The 17022-nt window shown below is 70.3% G+C and carries 15 protein-coding genes; 8 read left to right on the top strand and 7 right to left on the bottom strand.

Going from position 1 to position 17022, the window contains the following annotated elements; genetic code table 11:
* Positions 1–2319, top strand: a 2319-nt coding sequence (locus VF697_RS05280) for a hypothetical protein (protein WP_331092387.1), incomplete at its 5' end; no start/stop codon positions are given.
* 152 nt (positions 2320–2471) lie between these two features.
* Positions 2472–2684, top strand: coding sequence for a hypothetical protein (locus VF697_RS05275; RefSeq protein WP_331092386.1), 213 nt, complete (start codon positions 2472–2474; stop codon positions 2682–2684).
* On the opposite strand, the gene VF697_RS05270 is transcribed toward VF697_RS05275, so the two are convergent.
* The gene (locus tag VF697_RS05270; protein WP_331092385.1) at positions 2681–3052 is read right to left on the bottom strand and encodes a response regulator; all 372 of its coding nucleotides are present in this window, start codon (positions 3050–3052) and stop codon (positions 2681–2683) included. The two genes, VF697_RS05275 and VF697_RS05270, sit on opposite strands and share 4 nt — an antisense overlap.
* A gap of 460 nt (positions 3053–3512) precedes the next feature.
* Here VF697_RS05270 and VF697_RS05265 point away from each other — a divergent pair, with 460 nt between their 5' ends.
* The 5 genes from VF697_RS05265 to VF697_RS05245 all read left to right on the top strand — a co-directional run bounded on the left by VF697_RS05265 (position 3513) and on the right by VF697_RS05245 (position 10777).
* Positions 3513–3890, top strand: coding sequence for a helix-turn-helix transcriptional regulator (locus tag VF697_RS05265; protein WP_331092384.1), 378 nt, complete (start codon positions 3513–3515; stop codon positions 3888–3890).
* A 93-nt stretch (positions 3891–3983) separates the two neighbouring features.
* Complete coding sequence (locus VF697_RS05260; RefSeq protein WP_331092383.1) at positions 3984–6893, top strand: TonB family protein; 2910 nt, start codon at positions 3984–3986, stop codon at positions 6891–6893.
* A 239-nt stretch (positions 6894–7132) separates the two neighbouring features.
* A complete protein-coding gene (locus tag VF697_RS05255; RefSeq protein ID WP_331092382.1) occupies positions 7133–8236 on the top strand; it encodes a restriction endonuclease fold toxin-2 domain-containing protein in 1104 nt (367 codons plus the stop codon).
* Between the two features lie 16 nt (positions 8237–8252).
* Positions 8253–8624: a hypothetical protein gene (locus tag VF697_RS05250; RefSeq protein WP_331092381.1), complete on the top strand. Its 372-nt coding sequence runs from the start codon at positions 8253–8255 to the stop codon at positions 8622–8624.
* Between the two features lie 242 nt (positions 8625–8866).
* Positions 8867–10777, top strand: coding sequence for a sensor histidine kinase (locus VF697_RS05245; RefSeq protein WP_331092380.1), 1911 nt, complete (start codon positions 8867–8869; stop codon positions 10775–10777).
* Between the two features lie 33 nt (positions 10778–10810).
* Here the strand turns inward: VF697_RS05245 and VF697_RS05240 are convergent, their stop codons facing one another.
* The 5 genes from VF697_RS05240 to VF697_RS05220 form a co-directional block, all read right to left on the bottom strand.
* Positions 10811–11722 (bottom strand): metallophosphoesterase, encoded by a 912-nt coding sequence (locus tag VF697_RS05240; RefSeq protein ID WP_331092379.1) that lies wholly within the window; start codon positions 11720–11722, stop codon positions 10811–10813.
* A 204-nt stretch (positions 11723–11926) separates the two neighbouring features.
* Positions 11927–13426: a hypothetical protein gene (locus tag VF697_RS05235; protein ID WP_331092378.1), complete on the bottom strand. Its 1500-nt coding sequence runs from the start codon at positions 13424–13426 to the stop codon at positions 11927–11929.
* 289 nt (positions 13427–13715) lie between these two features.
* Positions 13716–14222 (bottom strand): hypothetical protein, encoded by a 507-nt coding sequence (locus VF697_RS05230; RefSeq protein WP_331092377.1) that lies wholly within the window; start codon positions 14220–14222, stop codon positions 13716–13718.
* 158 nt (positions 14223–14380) lie between these two features.
* Positions 14381–14830, bottom strand: coding sequence for a Fur family transcriptional regulator (locus tag VF697_RS05225; protein ID WP_331092376.1), 450 nt, complete (start codon positions 14828–14830; stop codon positions 14381–14383).
* A gap of 136 nt (positions 14831–14966) precedes the next feature.
* Positions 14967–15323, bottom strand: coding sequence for a MerC domain-containing protein (locus tag VF697_RS05220; protein WP_331092375.1), 357 nt, complete (start codon positions 15321–15323; stop codon positions 14967–14969).
* 230 nt (positions 15324–15553) lie between these two features.
* On the opposite strand from VF697_RS05220, the gene VF697_RS05215 reads away from it, so the two are divergent.
* Positions 15554–15907 (top strand): hypothetical protein, encoded by a 354-nt coding sequence (locus tag VF697_RS05215; protein ID WP_331092374.1) that lies wholly within the window; start codon positions 15554–15556, stop codon positions 15905–15907.
* An 80-nt stretch (positions 15908–15987) separates the two neighbouring features.
* On the opposite strand, the gene VF697_RS05210 is transcribed toward VF697_RS05215, so the two are convergent.
* Entirely contained in the window at positions 15988–16866 is an 879-nt protein-coding gene (locus tag VF697_RS05210) for a hypothetical protein (protein WP_331092373.1), read from the bottom strand.
* Positions 16867–17022 lie beyond the last annotated feature (156 nt).

Raw genomic sequence — 17022 nt, 5'->3', positions numbered from 1 at the left:
GGGCTCGGTGTCCTCGCGCCCGAGGCCGAGGCGATGCGGGCGCGCATGGAGGGCCGGCCCGTCCCCGGGGAGGTCGCCCCTCGTCCGGGGCTGCTCGACCGACTCCGCTCCTGGTGGCGCGGGGAGACGGTGAGGCCCGGTGCGGCGACCGTGGACGCGGTGGCTCGGCCCTCGTTCCTGGCGCGATGGCTGTCGTCGCTCTTCGGTGCGGCGGGCTCGGCGGAGGGCTCGGGGGCCTCGCCCCAGCGTGCGCCCGCGGCTTCCCCCGCACAGCCGCCGCCTCCTCCGGGCCCGGGGCTCCTCTCGCAGCTCGCCGTGTGGCTCGCCCGCTCCACCCCCCTTGGCCCGCTGCTGGGCCGGCGCAAGGCGGAGTACGTGCGGCGCCTCTTCGAGATGTTCGACGAGGGCAACCTGGAGGAGGCCTTGCGCTACGCCATTCCGCTGAGCGAGGGCGGCATGTCGGAGCAGGCCCGGCTGGCGCTCGGGGTGCCCGGCCCTCGGGAGCAGCTCACCATCCAGCCGCGCCGGGGCGGAGCCGCGAGCGTCTTCGGCGGGGGCGAGGCGGTGTTCGATGCCCTGGAGGAGCGCTACCGCGCGGCCTTCCGGAAGCTGGAGCGCGAGGGCCGCATCGAGGAGGCGGCCTTCATCCTCGCCGAGCTGCTGCACGAGAGCGAGGAGGCCGTCTCCTTCCTGGAGCGCCACGGCCGGCTGCGGCTGGCGGCGGAGCTGGCCGAGGGGCGCAAGCTGGCGCCGGGGCTGGTGGTGCGGCAGTGGATGCTGGCGAAGGACGTGGCGCGGGCGGTGGACATCGCCCGGAGCACGGGCGCCTTCGCGGACGCGGTACCGCGGTTGGAGCGCACGCACGCCGCCGAGGCCCGCGTGCTGCGGCTCCTCTGGGGCGAGGTGCTCGCGCAGGCGGGGGACTACGGGCGCGCGGTGGAGGTGGTGTGGCCGCTGGGAGAGGCGCGGCGGCTCACGCTGGCGTGGCTCGAGCGGGGCGTGGAGGTGGGCGGCGTCAGCGGGGCGCGGCTGCTGGCGCGGATGGCGGTGACCTTCCCCGAGCGCTTCGACGCGGTGCGGGCCCGGGCGCTCGCGCTGCTCGACGGAGATGACGCGGAGGGGGCCTCGGCGCGCGAGTCCTTCGCCGCCGCGTTGACCCAGGAGGTGGAGGACGGGAAGGACGCGGAGGTGGGCAGGGTGCTCCTGCGGCCCGCCCTGCGCGCGGTGCTGAGGGACCGGGCGGCGGGTCACCTGTCCCCGAGGAGCAAGGACTTCGCGCGCGGCGTGCTCGCGACGGGAGACATGGCGCTGCGGACGGACCTGCCCCCGTTGCCGGAGCCGCCCGCGCGGGTGGGCTTTCCGGCCGACGCCGCTTCCGCGTGGCACACCTTCGACGCGGCGGAGGGCGGGCCGTGGCAACTCCATGACGTGGTGTCCCTGCCGGGGGGGCGGCTGCTGGTGGCGCTCGGCGAGGCGGGGGCGCGGCTCCTCACGCCGGAGGGCCGATGCGTGGCGCACTTCGATGTGCCGGCCTTCTCGCTGGTGCGCTCGGTACATGGGGACCGGGTGCTGGCGCTCGCGCCTCGCGGGACGCTGATGCGTCTCTCGCGCCTGGACCTGACCCAGCGCCGGGCCGAGCCCTGGTGTGACGCACGCGTCGATGCCTTCGCTCCGACGTACGACGGGAGTGGGTGGTTCATCGCCGTGGGGGACACGGTGATGGCGGTGGATGTGCTCGCCTCGGACGTGCGGGCGCTGTGGCGGGTGTCGCAGGTGGGCGAGCAGGTGCTGGCGGTGGCGGCGAGCCCGAGCGAGCTGAGCTTCGTCACCACCCAGGCGGGCGGGGACTTCGAGCGCTGGAGCTACTCGCTGCCGGACCCCACGCTGCGGGCGCGCCAGACGCTGCCCGGCGGCAAGGCCGTGGAGCGCGTGCTGCACCTGTCGCTGCGGCCGGATGGGGAGCTGGCGGCGAGCGTCTCCCTCCCTCGGGAGAACACACCTCCGGCAACGGGCGTCTCCTGGGTCACCGGAGTGCTGTGGTTGGGGCCCTTCGCTGGACGTCCGACGCTGTCCCCCCCCGACGGGTCGCCAGTGCTGGTGCTCGGAGGGGCGTGGATGGCGTCGGTGATCACCGACAGGGTCGAGCTCCTGAATCGCGCGACGGGTGGGTCGTGCGGCGTGTTCTCGTTCCCCAGCGAGCCCCCGGTCCAGGTCCTGGTGCGCTTCGAGGACGAGGAGCTGCTGCTCTTCGACGAGGTGGGTCGGCTGGTGCGGGTGGACCTGTCCCGCGGCGAGGTGAGGCGGGTGGTGCCGCGCTGACGCCCAGAATCCGACAGCCGCCGGTCTCGGTGATCTCCCGCCCCGGACCTCGCCTTGCTGACCCCTGCTCGCATGCCCAGCTTGCGAGCATGGCGCTCAGGTTCACGCTCTCAAACCGGGTGGCACGTCTCCTCTCGTGCTGTCCCGCGCCGATGAGGGGGCGACTGCTGCGCGAGCTGTCCCAGCGTCTCTCGAACTCCCTGCTCCTGGTGCCCATCCAGAACCGGACAGGACATGAGCTGGGCGTGCTGCGCCTGTCCTCCGGCTTCGAGGTGAGCTACCGGTTGGATCGCTCCCTGCATTCGGTGGAGATGCTCGACATGTCGGGCGAAGGCAGCTTCACCGCCGAGCCCACACCCTTCTAACCGCGCCTCGTGGCGGCCTCGAGGAAGGTCCGCAGCGCGTTCAGGTCCACCGGTTTGGGCAGGGCGCCGCGGATGCCCTCGGGCAGGGGATGGGCGTCCCCCGCGCCGGACACCACCACCACCGGCAGCGAGCACAGGGTGGGATCAGCGCGCACGTGCTGCATCAGCTCCCAGCCGCTCATCACCGGCATCATCAAGTCCAGCAGCATCGCCGCCGGTAGAGGCGCGCCTCGCAGCTGCTCGAGTGCCTCCACCCCGTTACCCGCCACGTCCACGTCGTAGCCAAGCGCTTCGAGGAACTCGGCGAGCAACTCCCGGCTGTCCGCATGGTCCTCGACGACAAGGACGCGGTTTGGCCTTTTGCTCATGTCCTCCCGACCCTCTTTTCCGGGGTGCGCCATAGCACGGCGGGGCAGCCGTCACGGGAAAGACACGCCCGAGGGTTGGCTCGTGGACCAATGGACTGGGACGCCTCAGGAGAGGTCTCCGGGAGCCTGCCTGGGGGGTTGGGCCCGCAATCGTCGGGCGGGGGACATCCGAGGTACTTGGGGAAGGTGAGAACCAGGTCCCATGCGGCGGGCAGGACGTGAATGGTCATCCCGTCACCTGTCGGCTCTGGCGGTGCGGACGACCTCATGCGTTCGGTTCACCTCTGAGACGTGCGGTCGTGCGGCCCGTGGGGTGGAGCGCACCAAACCCCGGGTCCGCCGAGCACTATTAGGGTCCCAGGTTTTCCCGACTACCCATCCTGTCCTGTCGCCGGGTCCCCCACAGGCTCTAAGCAGGTGGCCTGATGGGTCACTGCTCGACCGAGTGCTGAGAGTCACCATGGGACAACCGTCGACCGGCAAGCTGGCAGGGAACGTGGGGGAGATGGCGCGCCAGGCGCGACTGCGCGCGGGGCTGACCCAGGCGGACGTGGCCGAGCGGGTGGGGCTGGCGACGGAGGTGTACGGGCGGTTGGAGCGCGGGCGGATGCTGCCCAGCGTCCCGTCGTTGCGGCGGCTGTGCATCGCGCTGCGCACGCCCTCGGACACCTTCCTGGGTCTCAACACCGGAGAGGTGGCCACCTGGGCGGCCGAGTCGTCCCCGCCCGAGCTGGAGGAGTCCGCCGAGCTGCGCCGCCTCATGCGCAACCTGCGCAAGCTGGACGCCTCGCAGCTCAAGCTGATCGGCCTGGTGGCCGCGGCGCTGCAGAAGCGCTAGCGGACACAGGCGGGCCCCCGGTGGTTGTTGGGCTTGTCTTCGCACCCATGTGGCTGGCGTCATGGGCGCCTTCACCTGGAGGGACGGGTGCCCATGGCGAACGAGCAGCGTCGGATGAACCGCGGGTGGGGGCCTCGGGTGGCCCTGGGGCTGGTGCTGGTCGGCCTGCTGCCCCTCGCGGCGGCTCGCGCCCAGACGCCCACCACGCCTCCGGGGCTCGAGAACCTCCAGGGTGCTCCGGGCGCCGACTCCACCGACGCGGGCCTGGTGCGCGAGGAGCTGGATCTCCAGCGCACCGACGGGGGCTTCGCCCTGGAGGGCGCGGGAAGCGAGGACGCGGGCACGCCCCGGTTCGAGCCACCCGTGCTGAGGGAGGACTCACCGGCGCGCTACCCCGAGGGGCTCCTCGCCCAGCCGGTGTCGGGCACGGTGCGGCTGGAGTTGCTGGTGGACGAGCAGGGCGAGGTGGCCGAGGTGGTGCTCCTCCAGGGCGTCCATCCGCTGTTGGACGAGTCCGCCCTGCACGCCGCGCCCGGGCTGCGCTTCTCCCCGGCGAAGGTGGAGGGCGCGCCGGTGCCGGTGCGGCTCCACTTCGAGTACCGCTTCGAGGCCCCCCCGCCGCTCGTCACGGCGGAGCGGCCCCTGCCGCCCGTCACCCTGCGCGGCCTGGTGCGCACCAAGGGCAACCGCCGGCCGGTGCCGGGCGCCACGCTCGTGTCGTTCGCGGTGAAGGACGCGCCGGTGGAGACGGGGCCGGATGGCCGCTTCGAGGCGCGGCTGCCCGCGGGCAAGCAGTGGGTGCGCGTCACCGCCCCCGGCCACAAGCCCGAGGACTTCTACGAGGACGTGCGCCAGGGCGAGGCCCTCGAGGTGGTGTACGGCCTGGAGCCCCTGGTGGTGAACCCCTACGAGACGGTGGTGCGCGGCGACCGCGATCGCACCGAGGTGTCGCGCGTCTCGCTGCACGACGCGGAGCTGCGCGAGATTCCCGGCACGCAGGGCGATCCGTTCCGCGTGGTGATGCTGATGCCCGGCGTGGGCAGCATGCTCTCGGGCATCTCGTACCCGGTGGTGCGCGGCAGCCAGCCCGCCTCCACCGGCTACTTCCTCGACGGCGTCCGCGTCCCCCTCCTCTTCCACCTCTTCCTCGGGCCGGCGGTCATCCACCCGGACTTCATCGACACCATCGACTTCTTCCCGGGCAACGCGCCCACCCAGTACGGGCGGCTGACGGGCGGCGCGGTGGAGGGCAAGCTGACGCGCCCGCGCGATGACCGGCTCCATGGCAGCGCCTACGCGGACCTCATCAACGCGGGCCTCTTCGTCGAATACCCCTTTCAGTCCACCGGCACCAACGTGTCGCTGGCGGGCCGCATCTCGTACACGCCGTGGCTGATCGCCCTGGCGGCCAATGCTCTCCAACCGCCCGGCGCCGAGGGCTCCAAGCTGGTGCTGGACTTCTACGACTACCAGGCGCGCGTCGAGCAGGAGGTGGGGCCGGGCCGGCTGCGCCTCTTCGCCTTCGGCTCCTCGGACACCTTCGGCTCGAAGGCGACGACGGAGGAGGGCTCCACGGCGTTGCAGTCCGTCCTCTTCCACCGTTTGGACCTGCGCTACCGCCACCCGGTGGGCGGTGGCGAGCTGGAGGTGGGCACCACCGTGGGGTTGGACCGCTTCGCCATCTCCAACGAGAGCCCCACGGCGGGCGGCGGCGACATCCTCATCGACCAGCGCAACGCCACCGCGCGGCTCAACTACCAGAGGAAGTTCGGCGAGGGCCTCCGCCTGCGCAGCGGCCTGGACGTGGACCACAAGCGCGCGGGGGTGTCCCTGCACCAGCGCTCCCGTCCGCCGGAGGGGGGCCCGTTCACGGAGGTGAACATCGACACGCCGGTGGCGCTCGCCACCTTCAGCGGGCTGTGGGCGGAGCTGCTGTGGGAGAAGGACTCGGCCTGGACGCTGGTGCCCGGCCTCCGCCTGGACAACTACCACCTGAACGGAGGCCGCAACGAGCTCGTGGTGGAGCCGCGCCTCGCCGTGCGCCGGAAGCTGGGCGAGCAGCTCACCCTCAAGGGTGGCGTGGGCCTCTACCACCAGGCGCCCACCACGCTCATCAGCCTGCCCATCATCGACATCGCCGCGCTGGACCAGGGGCTACAGCAGGCGCTGCAGGTGTCCGCGGGCGCGGAGTACAAGAACCTGTGGGGCTTCGACGTGAGCCTGGAGGGCTACGTCAACCCGATGCTGCGCACGGTGGAGCTGACACCCTTCGGGAGCGAGGACCCGACGGTGCCCATCTTCGAGCCGCCCCCGGAGCCCGGTACCGGGGAGCCTCCTCCCGTGACGGGGCCGGGCGGGCGCCGCGTCGTGCGGCCGATGGCGCAACAGGAGAACCCCCTCCCGGACCTGGACCTCGGGGACCTGAGCAGCACGGGCATGTCGTACGGCCTGGAGCTGCTCATCCGCCGCCCGCTGGGGGGCAACTGGTTTGGCTGGCTGTCCTACTCGTTGCAGCGCAGCACGCGGCACACGCGCTTCAACCGCTACGACTCGCATGGCCTCCCGGTGGGTCAGGCCGAGGCGGACCTGCCCTACGTCTTCGACCAGACGCACGTCCTCAACCTGGTGCTCAGCTACAAGTTCGCCAACAACATCACCCTGGGCGGAGTGCTGCACTTCAACAGCGGCCGTCCGGAGTCGGGCAACCTCACCAGCCGCACGCAGACGGTGGGCACGGACCTCGACGGCCGGCCCCAGTGGGTGCCGTTGGACCAGGACAAGGTGGACCGGCTGCCGCCCTTCTTCCGCTTCGACCTGCGGGTGTCCAAGGCGTGGGCCTACGAGACCTTCACGCTCGAGGCCTACCTGGACATGCTCAACGTGACCCTCAGCCAGGAGGTGGTGGCCTTCGACTACACCGGCGGGTACGGCTCGCCGCTGACGAAGGAGCCGACGGGCCTGCCCATCGCACTGCCCATCCTCGGGCTCAAGGGGCGCTACTGAGGCTCCTGCGTGCACCAAGTCAAGTCGAGCACCGATTTCGGGGCGGTCGAGCACCACGAGCTCCTCCTCCGTGAGCTGCTCGCGCACGTGCCGGGTTTTCTCGTCGGTGAGGGTGCGGCTCAGCTCCAGCAGTTCGAGGAAGAGCTTGATGAGGCCCGCGCGCATGCCCTCCTCTGGCCTATCGTCGGAATGAGCCACGTCGCGTCGGCACGGCGCCCTACGCGGTCGGGTCTACATCCATGAGAATCATCCTCTGTTGCTTGGGGCTTCTGTTCGCCGCCCCCGCGCTCGCCAACCCGGTAGAGGACGGGCTGTGCCATGCGCGGCCTCAGCCCGTCGAGGCGATGGAGAAGTCGGAGAAGCTCTGCCGTGCCTTCGTACGAGCCCTGGGGAAGCTGCCTGGGGAGACGATGAAGGAAGTGCAGGGGATGTTGTCTCCCGAGAGTCTGGCGCTCATGGGGACGATGACCACGGCATGGCTTGGCACCCAGGGCATTCCCGTGCTCGGTCAGACCGTGGACGCGGCGCTGCTGACGCTGGGTGTGGTGATGGCCGCGGCGCAAACGGCGGCGGTGAAGGACTCGCTGTGGAACTACGTCAGGTCCGCAGCCGGCGCGCGCGATGAGGCGGGCCTCGACACGGCGGCGACGCACCTCGCGCGAGCCGTGGCCGTGGTGGGCGTGAGCGTCGTGACGTTTCTGCTGATGAAGAAGGTGCCCGGCAAGGTGCAGAAGCGGCCAGGGCCACGCGAGCCACCCTCCTTGCCACTGCTCGAGCCCGTGCCGGTAGCCGTTGGCGCATCCGCGGGCGTCATTCCGGGTGTCATGCCAGGGACGGGGGTTGGGCCCGCGCTGGCTGCCTCGGGATCACGCTCGGCAGGCGGGCGGGTTCCGACGGAGGGCATGAAGCCCAAGAAGGTGGACCTCAAGGCTTTCAAGGAGTGGCTTGGAAAGGCGAACCGGCGGCCCGCCCGAGAGAGCTCAGAGGCCTACAAGTATCAGGGCAAGCATGCGGGGCCGGAAGAAATTCAAGTTTCCGGAGGTGGAGAGGAAGTCTGGGCGGACGGTGCCCGCCTGGACGAGGCGAGGCTTATCGAGGTCAAGCATGTGGGCGATGCCGAGAGAAGCCCGTTCATTGCTGGCTCGAAGTGCGGCGAGACTGCCCGAACCATGATTCTGGACGCACTCATGGACGAGTTCGCGCGATACGCCGCGGTCATCAAGGACCCCGATACTCCTGTCATGGGGCTCGAGGTGGTTGTCAACGATGGCAGGGCTGTTCCCCTCTTCGAGGCACTCCTGAAGAAATTCGGCATTCCAGGTGAGGTTGTTGTTCGTCCCTGAGACGAGGAGAAGGTGAATGAAGTTCTTCATCATCGCGGAAGAGGGCGGCTTGCCATCCGCAGCTGACTTCACGTCCTGCCTGAAGGCGAGCTGGCCCGGCGCCACGGTGAAGCAAATCTCGAATCCCGAGAGAAGCTATGCCTTGGAGTTCCATGTCCCCATGGCTGATTCGCGACTGGAGGGTTTGCTGCACAAGACGAGGGGCTCCATGACATTTGAAGGTGTCCCTCTTCGGGAAATCTCAGAGTTCGTCCAGTGGTGCCGCTCCCTCGTGCCCTCTCAGGTGTCCCTCCTTTTCTGCGACGAGAGCATGAATGGCGAGGTCAAGGTGACTCCACCGATGACGGCCTCGGACATCCTCCAGGCATTCCATGAGAGCGGTGGATGAGCCCAGCAAGCCGCTCCCAGGACCCGTCGCCACCGAGACGGGCCGCCCCTCAAGGGCGTTACTGAGTGGACGCGTGAGGGCCCCACTCGGCCCGCTACCGGGCACTTCGAGTGCCCGAGGGTGGGCATTCATGCCCCGGTGGGTCATGACCGAGACCCCCAGGTCATGGCATACTGTCCGTCCTGACCTGCATCCCCGGGCCGCCGCGCCTTCCCGGAGATGGAGGCGCTCCGGGGGGGAGTATGGCTTCATCGTGGATTCCAGGGCCCGAGCTCGCGTGGAGACTCCATGCCGAGTGTCCTGCGCCGTGCGTCCTGTTCCAGTCCGTCCGGGATGCCGCCGGCACGCTGCTCGACTTCCAGTGGATGGTCCTCAACCCGGCCGCCGAGGTGCTCGTGCGCGACCTGGGCCTGGATTGCTCCCTGTCCTCGTGGGACGCGGTGGTGGAGGGCCTGCCCACGCGGGGGGCGCTGAGCCAGGTGGTGGAGCAGGGCCACCCCCTCACCTTCGAGCTGGGCTGCCGCCCGGGGGGCGCCGAGCGCTGGTTCCGGGCGCAGGCCCTGAAGCAGGGGGATGGCTTCTCGCTGTGGCTCTTCGACATCACCGGAGTCCACGCGACACAGCGCTCGCTGCACGAGACGCTGGAGCGGGAGCAGGCCCTGCGGGCCCGGGAGGAGCACCTGCGGCTGGCGCTGGAGACGGCGGGGATGGTGACGTGGGAGTGGTCGGAGGCGCGGCGCTCCGTCATCTGGTCCTCCAACGTGGATGTCTTCTTCGGCCAGCCGCCGGGCAGGACGGGGGACTCGCTGGCGAGCTTCCTGGCCTGCGTCCACCCGAATGACCGGACGCGGGTGGCCGAGGCCATCGCGCAGGGGCTGAACGCGCAGGGCCCCTACACCTTCCAGTTCCGCGGCCTGTGGGCGGACGGCTCGGTGCGCTGCTACGAGGCGGTGGGGCAGACCTTCCACGAGAGCGACCGTCCGTCGCGGATGCTGGGCGTGGTGATGGACTGCACCGAGCGCGAGCGGGCCCAGGCGGCGCTGCGCGAGGCCGAGGAGCGCTACCGGCTGGCGACCTGGGCCACCAATGACGTGCTCTGGGACTGGAGCCCCACCACCGACCGCATCCACTGGGGCGAGGCGACCCACACCATGTTCGGCTACCCGCCCGAGGAGATGGGCGACCTCGCCTGGTGGGCGGAGCAGGTCCACCCCGAGGACCGGCAGCCGGTGCTGGAGGGGCTCCGGCAGGTGGTGGCGTCGGGCGAGGCGTCGTGGTCGGCCGAGTACCGCTTCCGGCGCAAGGACGGCACGTATGCCCACGTGCTGGACCGGGGGCTGGTGGCCCGAGACACCGAGGGGCGCGCGACGCGGATGATCGGCTCGCTCATGGACATCACCGAGCGCAAGCGCACCATGGAGCGGATGCAGGAGGAGGCGCAGTTCCGCGAGCGCTTCATCGGCATCCTCGGGCATGACCTGCGCAACCCCCTCAACGCCATCTCGCTCACGGCCCGCGCGCTGCGACGGCGCAGCGTGTCCCCGGCGCAGCAGCAGCTGGCGCAGCGGATTGAAGCGAGCGCGGCGCGCATGGGGAACATGATCTCCGACATCCTCGACCTGACGCGGGCGCGGCTGTCCGGGGGGATTCCCCTGCACCTGAAGAGCACGCGCCTGCCCGAGGTGTGTGAGCAGGTGGTGGAGGAGCTGTCGGTGGCGTACCCGGGGCGCGCCATCTCCTTGGAAACCGAGGGCGAGGGCGAGGGCTTCTGGGACTCGGACCGGCTGGCGCAGGTGGTGAGCAACCTGGTGGGCAACGCGCTGGAGCATGGCACGCCGGAGGGCACCATCTTCGTGCGCTGCCTGAGCGAGTCGGACCGGCAGGTGCTGGAGGTGTCCAACCCGGGAGCGCCCATCCCCCCGCACATGCTGGCCACGCTGTTCGACCCCTTCCGTCAGGTGTCGAGACGCAACGGCCGGCGCAGCGGGTTGGGGTTGGGGCTGTTCATCGTGCGCGAGCTCGTCGAGGCGCACGGTGGGCAGGTGTCGGTGCGCTCCTCGGAGGAGGAGGGGACGACCTTCACGGTCCTCCTGCCCCGGGATGCGCGCCGCTCGGCGCGAAGTGAGCCGCTGGAACAGGCCCACTCCGCCTGAGGCTCCCGCTCCCGAGGGGAGCGGGGAGAGGACTTACTGAGCGGTGGCGCTCTCGGCGTGCCGGAGGGTGAAGAAGGCCACCTCGGGGTAGGTGCCGCGCCGCAGGTACGGCCCGCCGAAGCCGAAGCCCAGCCCCATGTTCACGTAGAGCTGGTTGCCGCGCACATGGTAGTGGCCCTGGATGTAGGGCTGGCCGGCGCGACGGAAGATGGCCTCGGTGAGGCCGCGCACCACGAACTGGCCGCCGTGCGTGTGCCCCGAGAACTGCACCAGGTTGCCGTCCGGCGGCAGCTTGTCGATGGTGGGCGGCGCGTGGGTGAGCACCAGCCGCGTGCCCGACTCCGGCGCGCCGCGGAAGGTGGCCTCCACGTCATCGCGGCCCGTGCGCCCATCGTCGATGCCGAGGATGGTGGCCGGCGCTCCACGCACGTGCACCACCCGGTGCTCGTTCTGCAGCACCGTGTACCCCAGGCGCTCGAAGCCGGCGCGCAGGTAGTGCGCGTCCACCCAGTGGTCATGGTTGCCCAGCACCACGAACACCGGGCTGCTGAAGCCGGCCAGCTGCTCGATGACGCGCGGCAGCGGCTTGGGGCTGTGGGTGACGTAGTCGCCGGTGAGGAAGATGAAGTCCGGGTTGCGCGCGTTGACCTCGGCCACCGCGCGGCGGATGCGCACCGCGGACGTCGCCTGGCCCACGTGGATGTCCGACAGGTGCGCGATGCGCAGCCCGTCGTGCTCCCGGTGCAGCCCCGGCACGTGCAGCACGTTCTCCGAGAGGGTGAAGTGGTCGCGCAGGCGCAGCCGCGCGTCCGGACGCAGCGGGTCCGGCGCGTGCGCCCTCAGCTCGTTCCGCTTCATCTGGTTCCGGTGCAGTCCGGGGTTGGGAACAGAGATGGCTCCAACTGCCTGGGCGGCGGAGCGGCGGCGGGCGAGTCTCAGGCGCATGCTTTTCCTTCCGTCGGGGGACGGCTCGAATTGTAGAGGACATCGGCCACGAAGGACGAGGGCAGGCGCTAGCGAATGCCTGCCCGGCCTCCTACCGATGTCAGCGGGCGGAAGGTAAAGCCCGAGGCGGCTCCAAAAATTCCGGGCCGCCGGCGTGAAGCCCGGCAGCCCGGTGACTCTGCGACCCTGGAGGCCCCTGGGGGCCTAGTGGCCGCGCAGGACGGTGAGGCCCCTGTCGGTGAGCACGTAGAGCATCGCCGGCTTCACGGTGGGGTCATAGAGGAGCTGCTCCACGTGGTTGCCGTCCACGCCGCTCACGCGCGAGAGCTGCTTCTTGTCATCCATCCGCCAGAGGCCCGCGCCGCTGGTGCCGATGAAGAGCGAGCCGTCGTCGGTGGCCGCCAGCGAGGTGAGCTCATCCGTGGGCAGCCCGGCCACCTTGGTGCCCCGGGCATCGGAGCGGCGCAGGATGGTCAGCTGCCACAGGCCGAAGTCCTTGCTGGCCAGATAGTAGCGGCTGTCCCGGGTCTGCTGGATGCCGCGCCAGAAGTCCTTGTCCGGCAGGCCGTTGAGCTCGGGGAGGTGGGCGTTGAGCTTCTCCGGGTTGAGCGACTCGTCGACCCGGTCCCAGTGCACGAGGTTGGGCGAGGGCGTCACCACGCCCACCTTCCAGTCGTTGCCGATGAGCACGTCACCGCTCTGCGAGATGCCCAGCGCGTACGTGTAGCCGGCCTTCTGGGTCTCCTTGCCGTCCGGCCTCTTCTCGAACCACACCGGGTGCCGGTGGCTGTTGTAGACGAGCCCCTGGATGCGCGTCACCCCGTGGTTGGTGCCGATGTAGATGTCACCCCGGTCCCGGCCGCGCATCACCTTCACGCAGCTGAGCACCGAGCGGTCCTCGTCGAAGTGGTGGTCGTTCGTGTTGCGGATGCCGATGTCCTGTGGCCCGTTGGGCGTGGCCGACTGCTGCAGGTGCTCCTCCAGCACCACGCGGCCATCCGGCTCCAGCCGCACCACGTCCAGGTCCCCCTTCTGGTACTCGAGGTAGCGCACCGGGTCGTAGCGGGTCGGGTCCGTGGACTGGTAGCCGTCGTCCATGTGGCGACCATCCGGGCTGTAGATGAAGGCGGGGCTCAGCTCGTAGGTGGCGTAGCCCACGTAGGCGCGGCCCGCGCTGCCACCGCAGATGACGGTGGAGCCATAGGCCAGCTTGTCCTCGCCGAAGCCCGGCGCCGCCTGGCCCACGCCGGTCGTCCAGCGGGGGGCGGTGTCCCCGGGGCGCAGCACGCCGATGCGATCCCCGTCCAGCAGCCAGATGTTGTACGCGTCGTCCACGGCCACCCCGCGCACGCGGTCGAGCCCGTAGCGCTGCGAGTAGTTGACCAGCGGCTCGTTCGGCCACGGCCCCACGGTCACCTTCGGCTCGGTGCCGCCGCCACCGGTGCCGCCATCGGTGCCGCCCCCCGTGCCACCGTCCGAGCCGTTGCCCGGAGTCGAGCCACCGTCCCGCGGGTTGCCCGGAGTCGAGCCACCGTCCGGGTTGCCCGCATCGGGCGGGGTGCCGGCGTCCGGCTGGACCCTGTCCGTTGGCGACGGCTCCTGCATGGGCGGGGTGTCGCCCCCCGGCGGTGACGGCTCCTCCGTCGTCCCGCAGCCCCACGCCACCATCGCCCCCACCGCCCACGCCCCCAACAGTCTGCGCATCGTCTTCCCGCCTCCTCGGGCCACCCCGAAACACCCCGGATGGAGCAAGCCCCGTACCGGAGGGCCGTGGGGACACCCGGTGGAACGGGCGGGGCTCGTGCGGCGCCAGGGAGGGAAGCGGAGTTCCCCGCGTGTTTCCGCGCCTCGCCGGACAGGGGCACGAAAGCAACCGGGCCCGTTCCCCAGCGAGGGAAACGGGCCCGAGCCTTCGTCAGCGATGGAGTGTCTCGCTCTCCCGCTGGGGAGTCGGTGGGGTGCCCGGGTTTCCCTGGGTGCCCCGCCGAGTACCCTACTTGGTGCTCTTCTTGGTGGCCTTGGGGCTGGTGGCGTTGAGCTCCACCGCGACGATCTCCTCACCCTCGAGCTGGAAGCGGGCGCGCACCTGGGCCCCCTCGGGGATGGACTTGAGCTCCACCTTCTTGCCGTCCAGCATCACCTGGGTCTCCTTGCGCACGTCCAGGTCCGCGTCCGGCAGGCCCTGGCGGGCGAGGGTGATGCCGTCGAAGGCGGCGCCCTTCAGGGTGCCGTTCATGCTGAAGGCCTTGTCCTTCTTGAAGGTGCCGTCCTTGGCGTTGTCCAGGCCCACCTTGTCCTCGGCCTTGCCCACCACATCCTTGGCCTTGTCCGTGGCGTCCTTGATGCCCTGGTCCACCTCGGTGGCATCGACGCCCGTGCCGAGGTTGCGGCCCTCGTTGCGCTTCTGCTCCTCCATCGCCTGGGTGTTCTTGTTCGCATCGTCCTGCGCGAAAGCGGCGGTGCCCAGGGTGAAGACCAGTACGGCCATGAGCTTCTTCATGATGACCCCTCCGTGTTGTGCCCGTGTTCGGCTGACTTGCCGGGAAATGGTGGGGTCAGGTGGGCATGGCGCCAACCCTGCAACGGGGGAGCCGAGGGCTGCCGACTGGAGGGCAGGCAGGCGGGAGGGCGGGGGCTGGACGGGGGGGGCGAGCAGCCCTAGTCACAGCTATCGCACAGGCCGCGCAGCTGGATGTCCACCGAGCGCGCCGTCACCGCCTTGGGGGCGCCCTTGGCGGAGGTGAGGCGCACGGACTCGGAGGGCAGGCAGGCGACCGCGCCACAGTCGGTACAGGTGAAGTGCGGGTGCGAGCCCTGGTGCGACTTCTCCTCGCGCTTGAGCTCGAAGCGCCACACGTGGTCACCCAAGTCCGCGCGCACCACCAGCCCCGCCTCGGTCAGGTCGGTGAGGTTGCGGTAGATGGTGACCCGGTCATAGCCCTCGTCGCCCAGGGCCTCCACCAGGTCCGCGTGGCTCAACGGCGAAGTGGCGGACTCCAACTCCCGGAGCACCGCGACCCGAGGGGCGGTGCTCCGCAGGCCGGCGGCGCGGAGGCGTTCCTGGTACTCGACGAGCTTGGGCTGGGGGGCGGTCTTCCTGGCAGCCATCGTTGTATGACGCAATAACCCAAGTCCCGCGAAGTTGCACCTGAACTGCCCATTTGAAGCGGGGGCCCATCATTTCCTGGACACATGGCTCCCGGCCAGTCGTGGGGGGGTCGTCCAGACAGCCAGACAGCCGTCTTCAGTGCTGGCAGCGGCGGTTGAGGCCGTGCGCCACCATCAGCACGGCGCTACCCGTCACCGTTCCTCCCAGCTCCAGGGGGCCCTCGGGGAGCGCGGTGGCGGCGAGCACCAGTAGACCCAGCCCCAGGGACCCGAGTGTGAGGACGCGCCAGTCCCGGTGCCGGCGGAAGCCCGGCACGAAGCTGGCCCCACCGATGACGGCCGCCAGCGCTACCACGCCGAGGTGGAGGGGGACTTCCTCCAAGGTTCGGCTCAGCACCGCTGGCAGCATGCCCAGCACCAGCGGCAGCAGCATGCAGTGGGCCATGCACAGCAGCGCCAGCCATTGGCCCCAGGCATCGAGCTCGTGCTTCATCGGCCGGGCTCCCGGTGAAGATTCGTTCTGATGACTGCTGTATCCTGATTGCAAGAGAAAACCTGTTTCTTTATCCTGGAAAACGAGGCGAGGCCCGCATTCCCGAGCGAAAAAGCGCCTGTCCTCCGCATCGAGCGATTCTCATCCTGACGAGCCGCCTGTAGCTTCACGGATGGTTCGGCCTGCCTGGGGGACCAGGACACCGACACAACCTGAAAGGACGGAGCGTCATGAGCCACGACACCCACAACCATGCCTCGCACGACCACCAGCACGTCAGCGGCTGCGGCCACACCGCCGTGCAGCACGGTGACCACGTGGACTACCTGCACGAGGGCCACCTGCACCGGAAGGCGGGCGCGCAGTACAACGAGTGCCGCATCGATGCGAACGCGGCGAACCCCGCGCAGTGCACGCCGCAGCACGCCTGCGCCGACCACGCGAAGGACCACCAGCACGGCCCGAAGTGCGGCCACGAGGCGGTGCCGCACGGCGACCACATGGACTACCTGGTGGGCGGCCACCTGCACCACCCGCACGGCAGCCACTGCGACGACCACGGCGCGCTGCGCGTGGTGACCTGAGCACTTGCCCAGGCCGGGGGTCTCCCTCCTGGCCGTCTCCGGGAAGCGCGCTCCGGTCCCCGTGAGCGCGCCATCGGACTTCAGTGGGCCACGGTGCAGACGCCACCCCCGTTGAGGTGCGCCTGATCCACGATGCTCTGGGTGACGAACTCCTGGAGTGTCCGCACCGTGTAGGCGCCCGGCTCGTAGACGACGGGCCGGCCCTGGCTGTCCTTCAACTCACCGCCGTCCAGCCCGTGCAGGTCCAGGAGCTTCTGCGCGGAGAGCCCCTCGGGGGTGATGACCTTGTTCGTGTCCGCCGTGGCGGCGAAGGCGTCGAAGCGCAGCTGCACGCCCCGGTGGGTGCCGAGCCGGTCGTAGAACATGTGCTCGGCGTGGATGGTCACCTCCGCCTCCGCCACGGAGTTCTCCGGCACCACGAGGCCCAGGGTCCCGTCCACGCCGTTGACGCAGTCCACCATGTGCGCGTTCACCGGGAAGCCCATGCGGAAGGTGTAGACGCCCACACCCGCCTTCACCGCCACCCCCTCCACCCAGTAGCTGTAGCCGCGCTCGCGCATCATCGCGAGCTCCTCGGAGGAGAGGGCTCCATCCGGCAGCTTCGTGTCCTCCCGGGGCGGGCTCACCCGGAAGCTCACGCTCCAGCGCCCGGCGGCCAGGCCCTTGAGCGCCGTCAGGGGCACGTCTCCCTTCTGCACGTCCACCAGCACGTGCTCGGGCGCGGTGCGCTTCTCCCCGGACGCCGAGGTGAGGGTGAAGTCCCCCAGCGACACCAGGTACTTGGTGAACTGCACGGACCAGCCATCCTGGAAGAGGTGGCTCGGATAGCCGCGCTGGGTTCCATCCCCACCGCTCATCGTCACGCGCACCTCGCCCTCGGCCACGGGCTCGCACGCCGTCCCCGCGAGCGCCATCGCCACGAGCGCCGCGCCACATGTCATCCGCCATCGGCTGTTCATGTATCAGGGAAGTAGATGCAACAGAGTTGCGAGTCAAGTCCACGCTGGTGTATCTCCGTGGCTACCCATGTGGATCTCAACGCTGGTGCTCTGCCTGCTGAGTGGCGCGGCCGAAGTGACCGTGTCCCCGCCCGTGCCCGTGGAGGCGGCTCCTCC

This window comes from Archangium sp. (assembly GCF_036388035.1).
Lineage (GTDB): Bacteria > Myxococcota > Myxococcia > Myxococcales > Myxococcaceae > Archangium.
This window is presented reverse-complemented; position numbering and strand designations above follow the sequence as displayed.

Excerpts from the sequence above, each read along its gene's own strand:
- VF697_RS05215 (WP_331092374.1), top strand. The coding sequence starts at position 15,554 with ATGAGCCACGACACCCACAACCATGCCTCGCACGACCACCAGCACGTC.
- VF697_RS05240 (WP_331092379.1), bottom strand. The coding sequence starts at position 11,722 with ATGCGCCTGAGACTCGCCCGCCGCCGCTCCGCCGCCCAGGCAGTTGGA.
- VF697_RS05210 (WP_331092373.1), bottom strand. The coding sequence starts at position 16,866 with ATGAACAGCCGATGGCGGATGACATGTGGCGCGGCGCTCGTGGCGATG.
- VF697_RS05260 (WP_331092383.1), top strand. The coding sequence starts at position 3,984 with ATGGCGAACGAGCAGCGTCGGATGAACCGCGGGTGGGGGCCTCGGGTG.
- VF697_RS05230 (WP_331092377.1), bottom strand. The coding sequence starts at position 14,222 with ATGAAGAAGCTCATGGCCGTACTGGTCTTCACCCTGGGCACCGCCGCT.
- VF697_RS05245 (WP_331092380.1), top strand. The coding sequence starts at position 8,867 with ATGGCTTCATCGTGGATTCCAGGGCCCGAGCTCGCGTGGAGACTCCAT.
- VF697_RS05235 (WP_331092378.1), bottom strand. The coding sequence starts at position 13,426 with ATGCGCAGACTGTTGGGGGCGTGGGCGGTGGGGGCGATGGTGGCGTGG.
- VF697_RS05250 (WP_331092381.1), top strand. The coding sequence starts at position 8,253 with ATGAAGTTCTTCATCATCGCGGAAGAGGGCGGCTTGCCATCCGCAGCT.
- VF697_RS05255 (WP_331092382.1), top strand. The coding sequence starts at position 7,133 with ATGAGAATCATCCTCTGTTGCTTGGGGCTTCTGTTCGCCGCCCCCGCG.
- VF697_RS05220 (WP_331092375.1), bottom strand. The coding sequence starts at position 15,323 with ATGAAGCACGAGCTCGATGCCTGGGGCCAATGGCTGGCGCTGCTGTGC.
- VF697_RS05225 (WP_331092376.1), bottom strand. The coding sequence starts at position 14,830 with ATGGCTGCCAGGAAGACCGCCCCCCAGCCCAAGCTCGTCGAGTACCAG.
- VF697_RS05270 (WP_331092385.1), bottom strand. The coding sequence starts at position 3,052 with ATGAGCAAAAGGCCAAACCGCGTCCTTGTCGTCGAGGACCATGCGGAC.
- VF697_RS05275 (WP_331092386.1), top strand. The coding sequence starts at position 2,472 with ATGAGGGGGCGACTGCTGCGCGAGCTGTCCCAGCGTCTCTCGAACTCC.
- VF697_RS05265 (WP_331092384.1), top strand. The coding sequence starts at position 3,513 with ATGGGACAACCGTCGACCGGCAAGCTGGCAGGGAACGTGGGGGAGATG.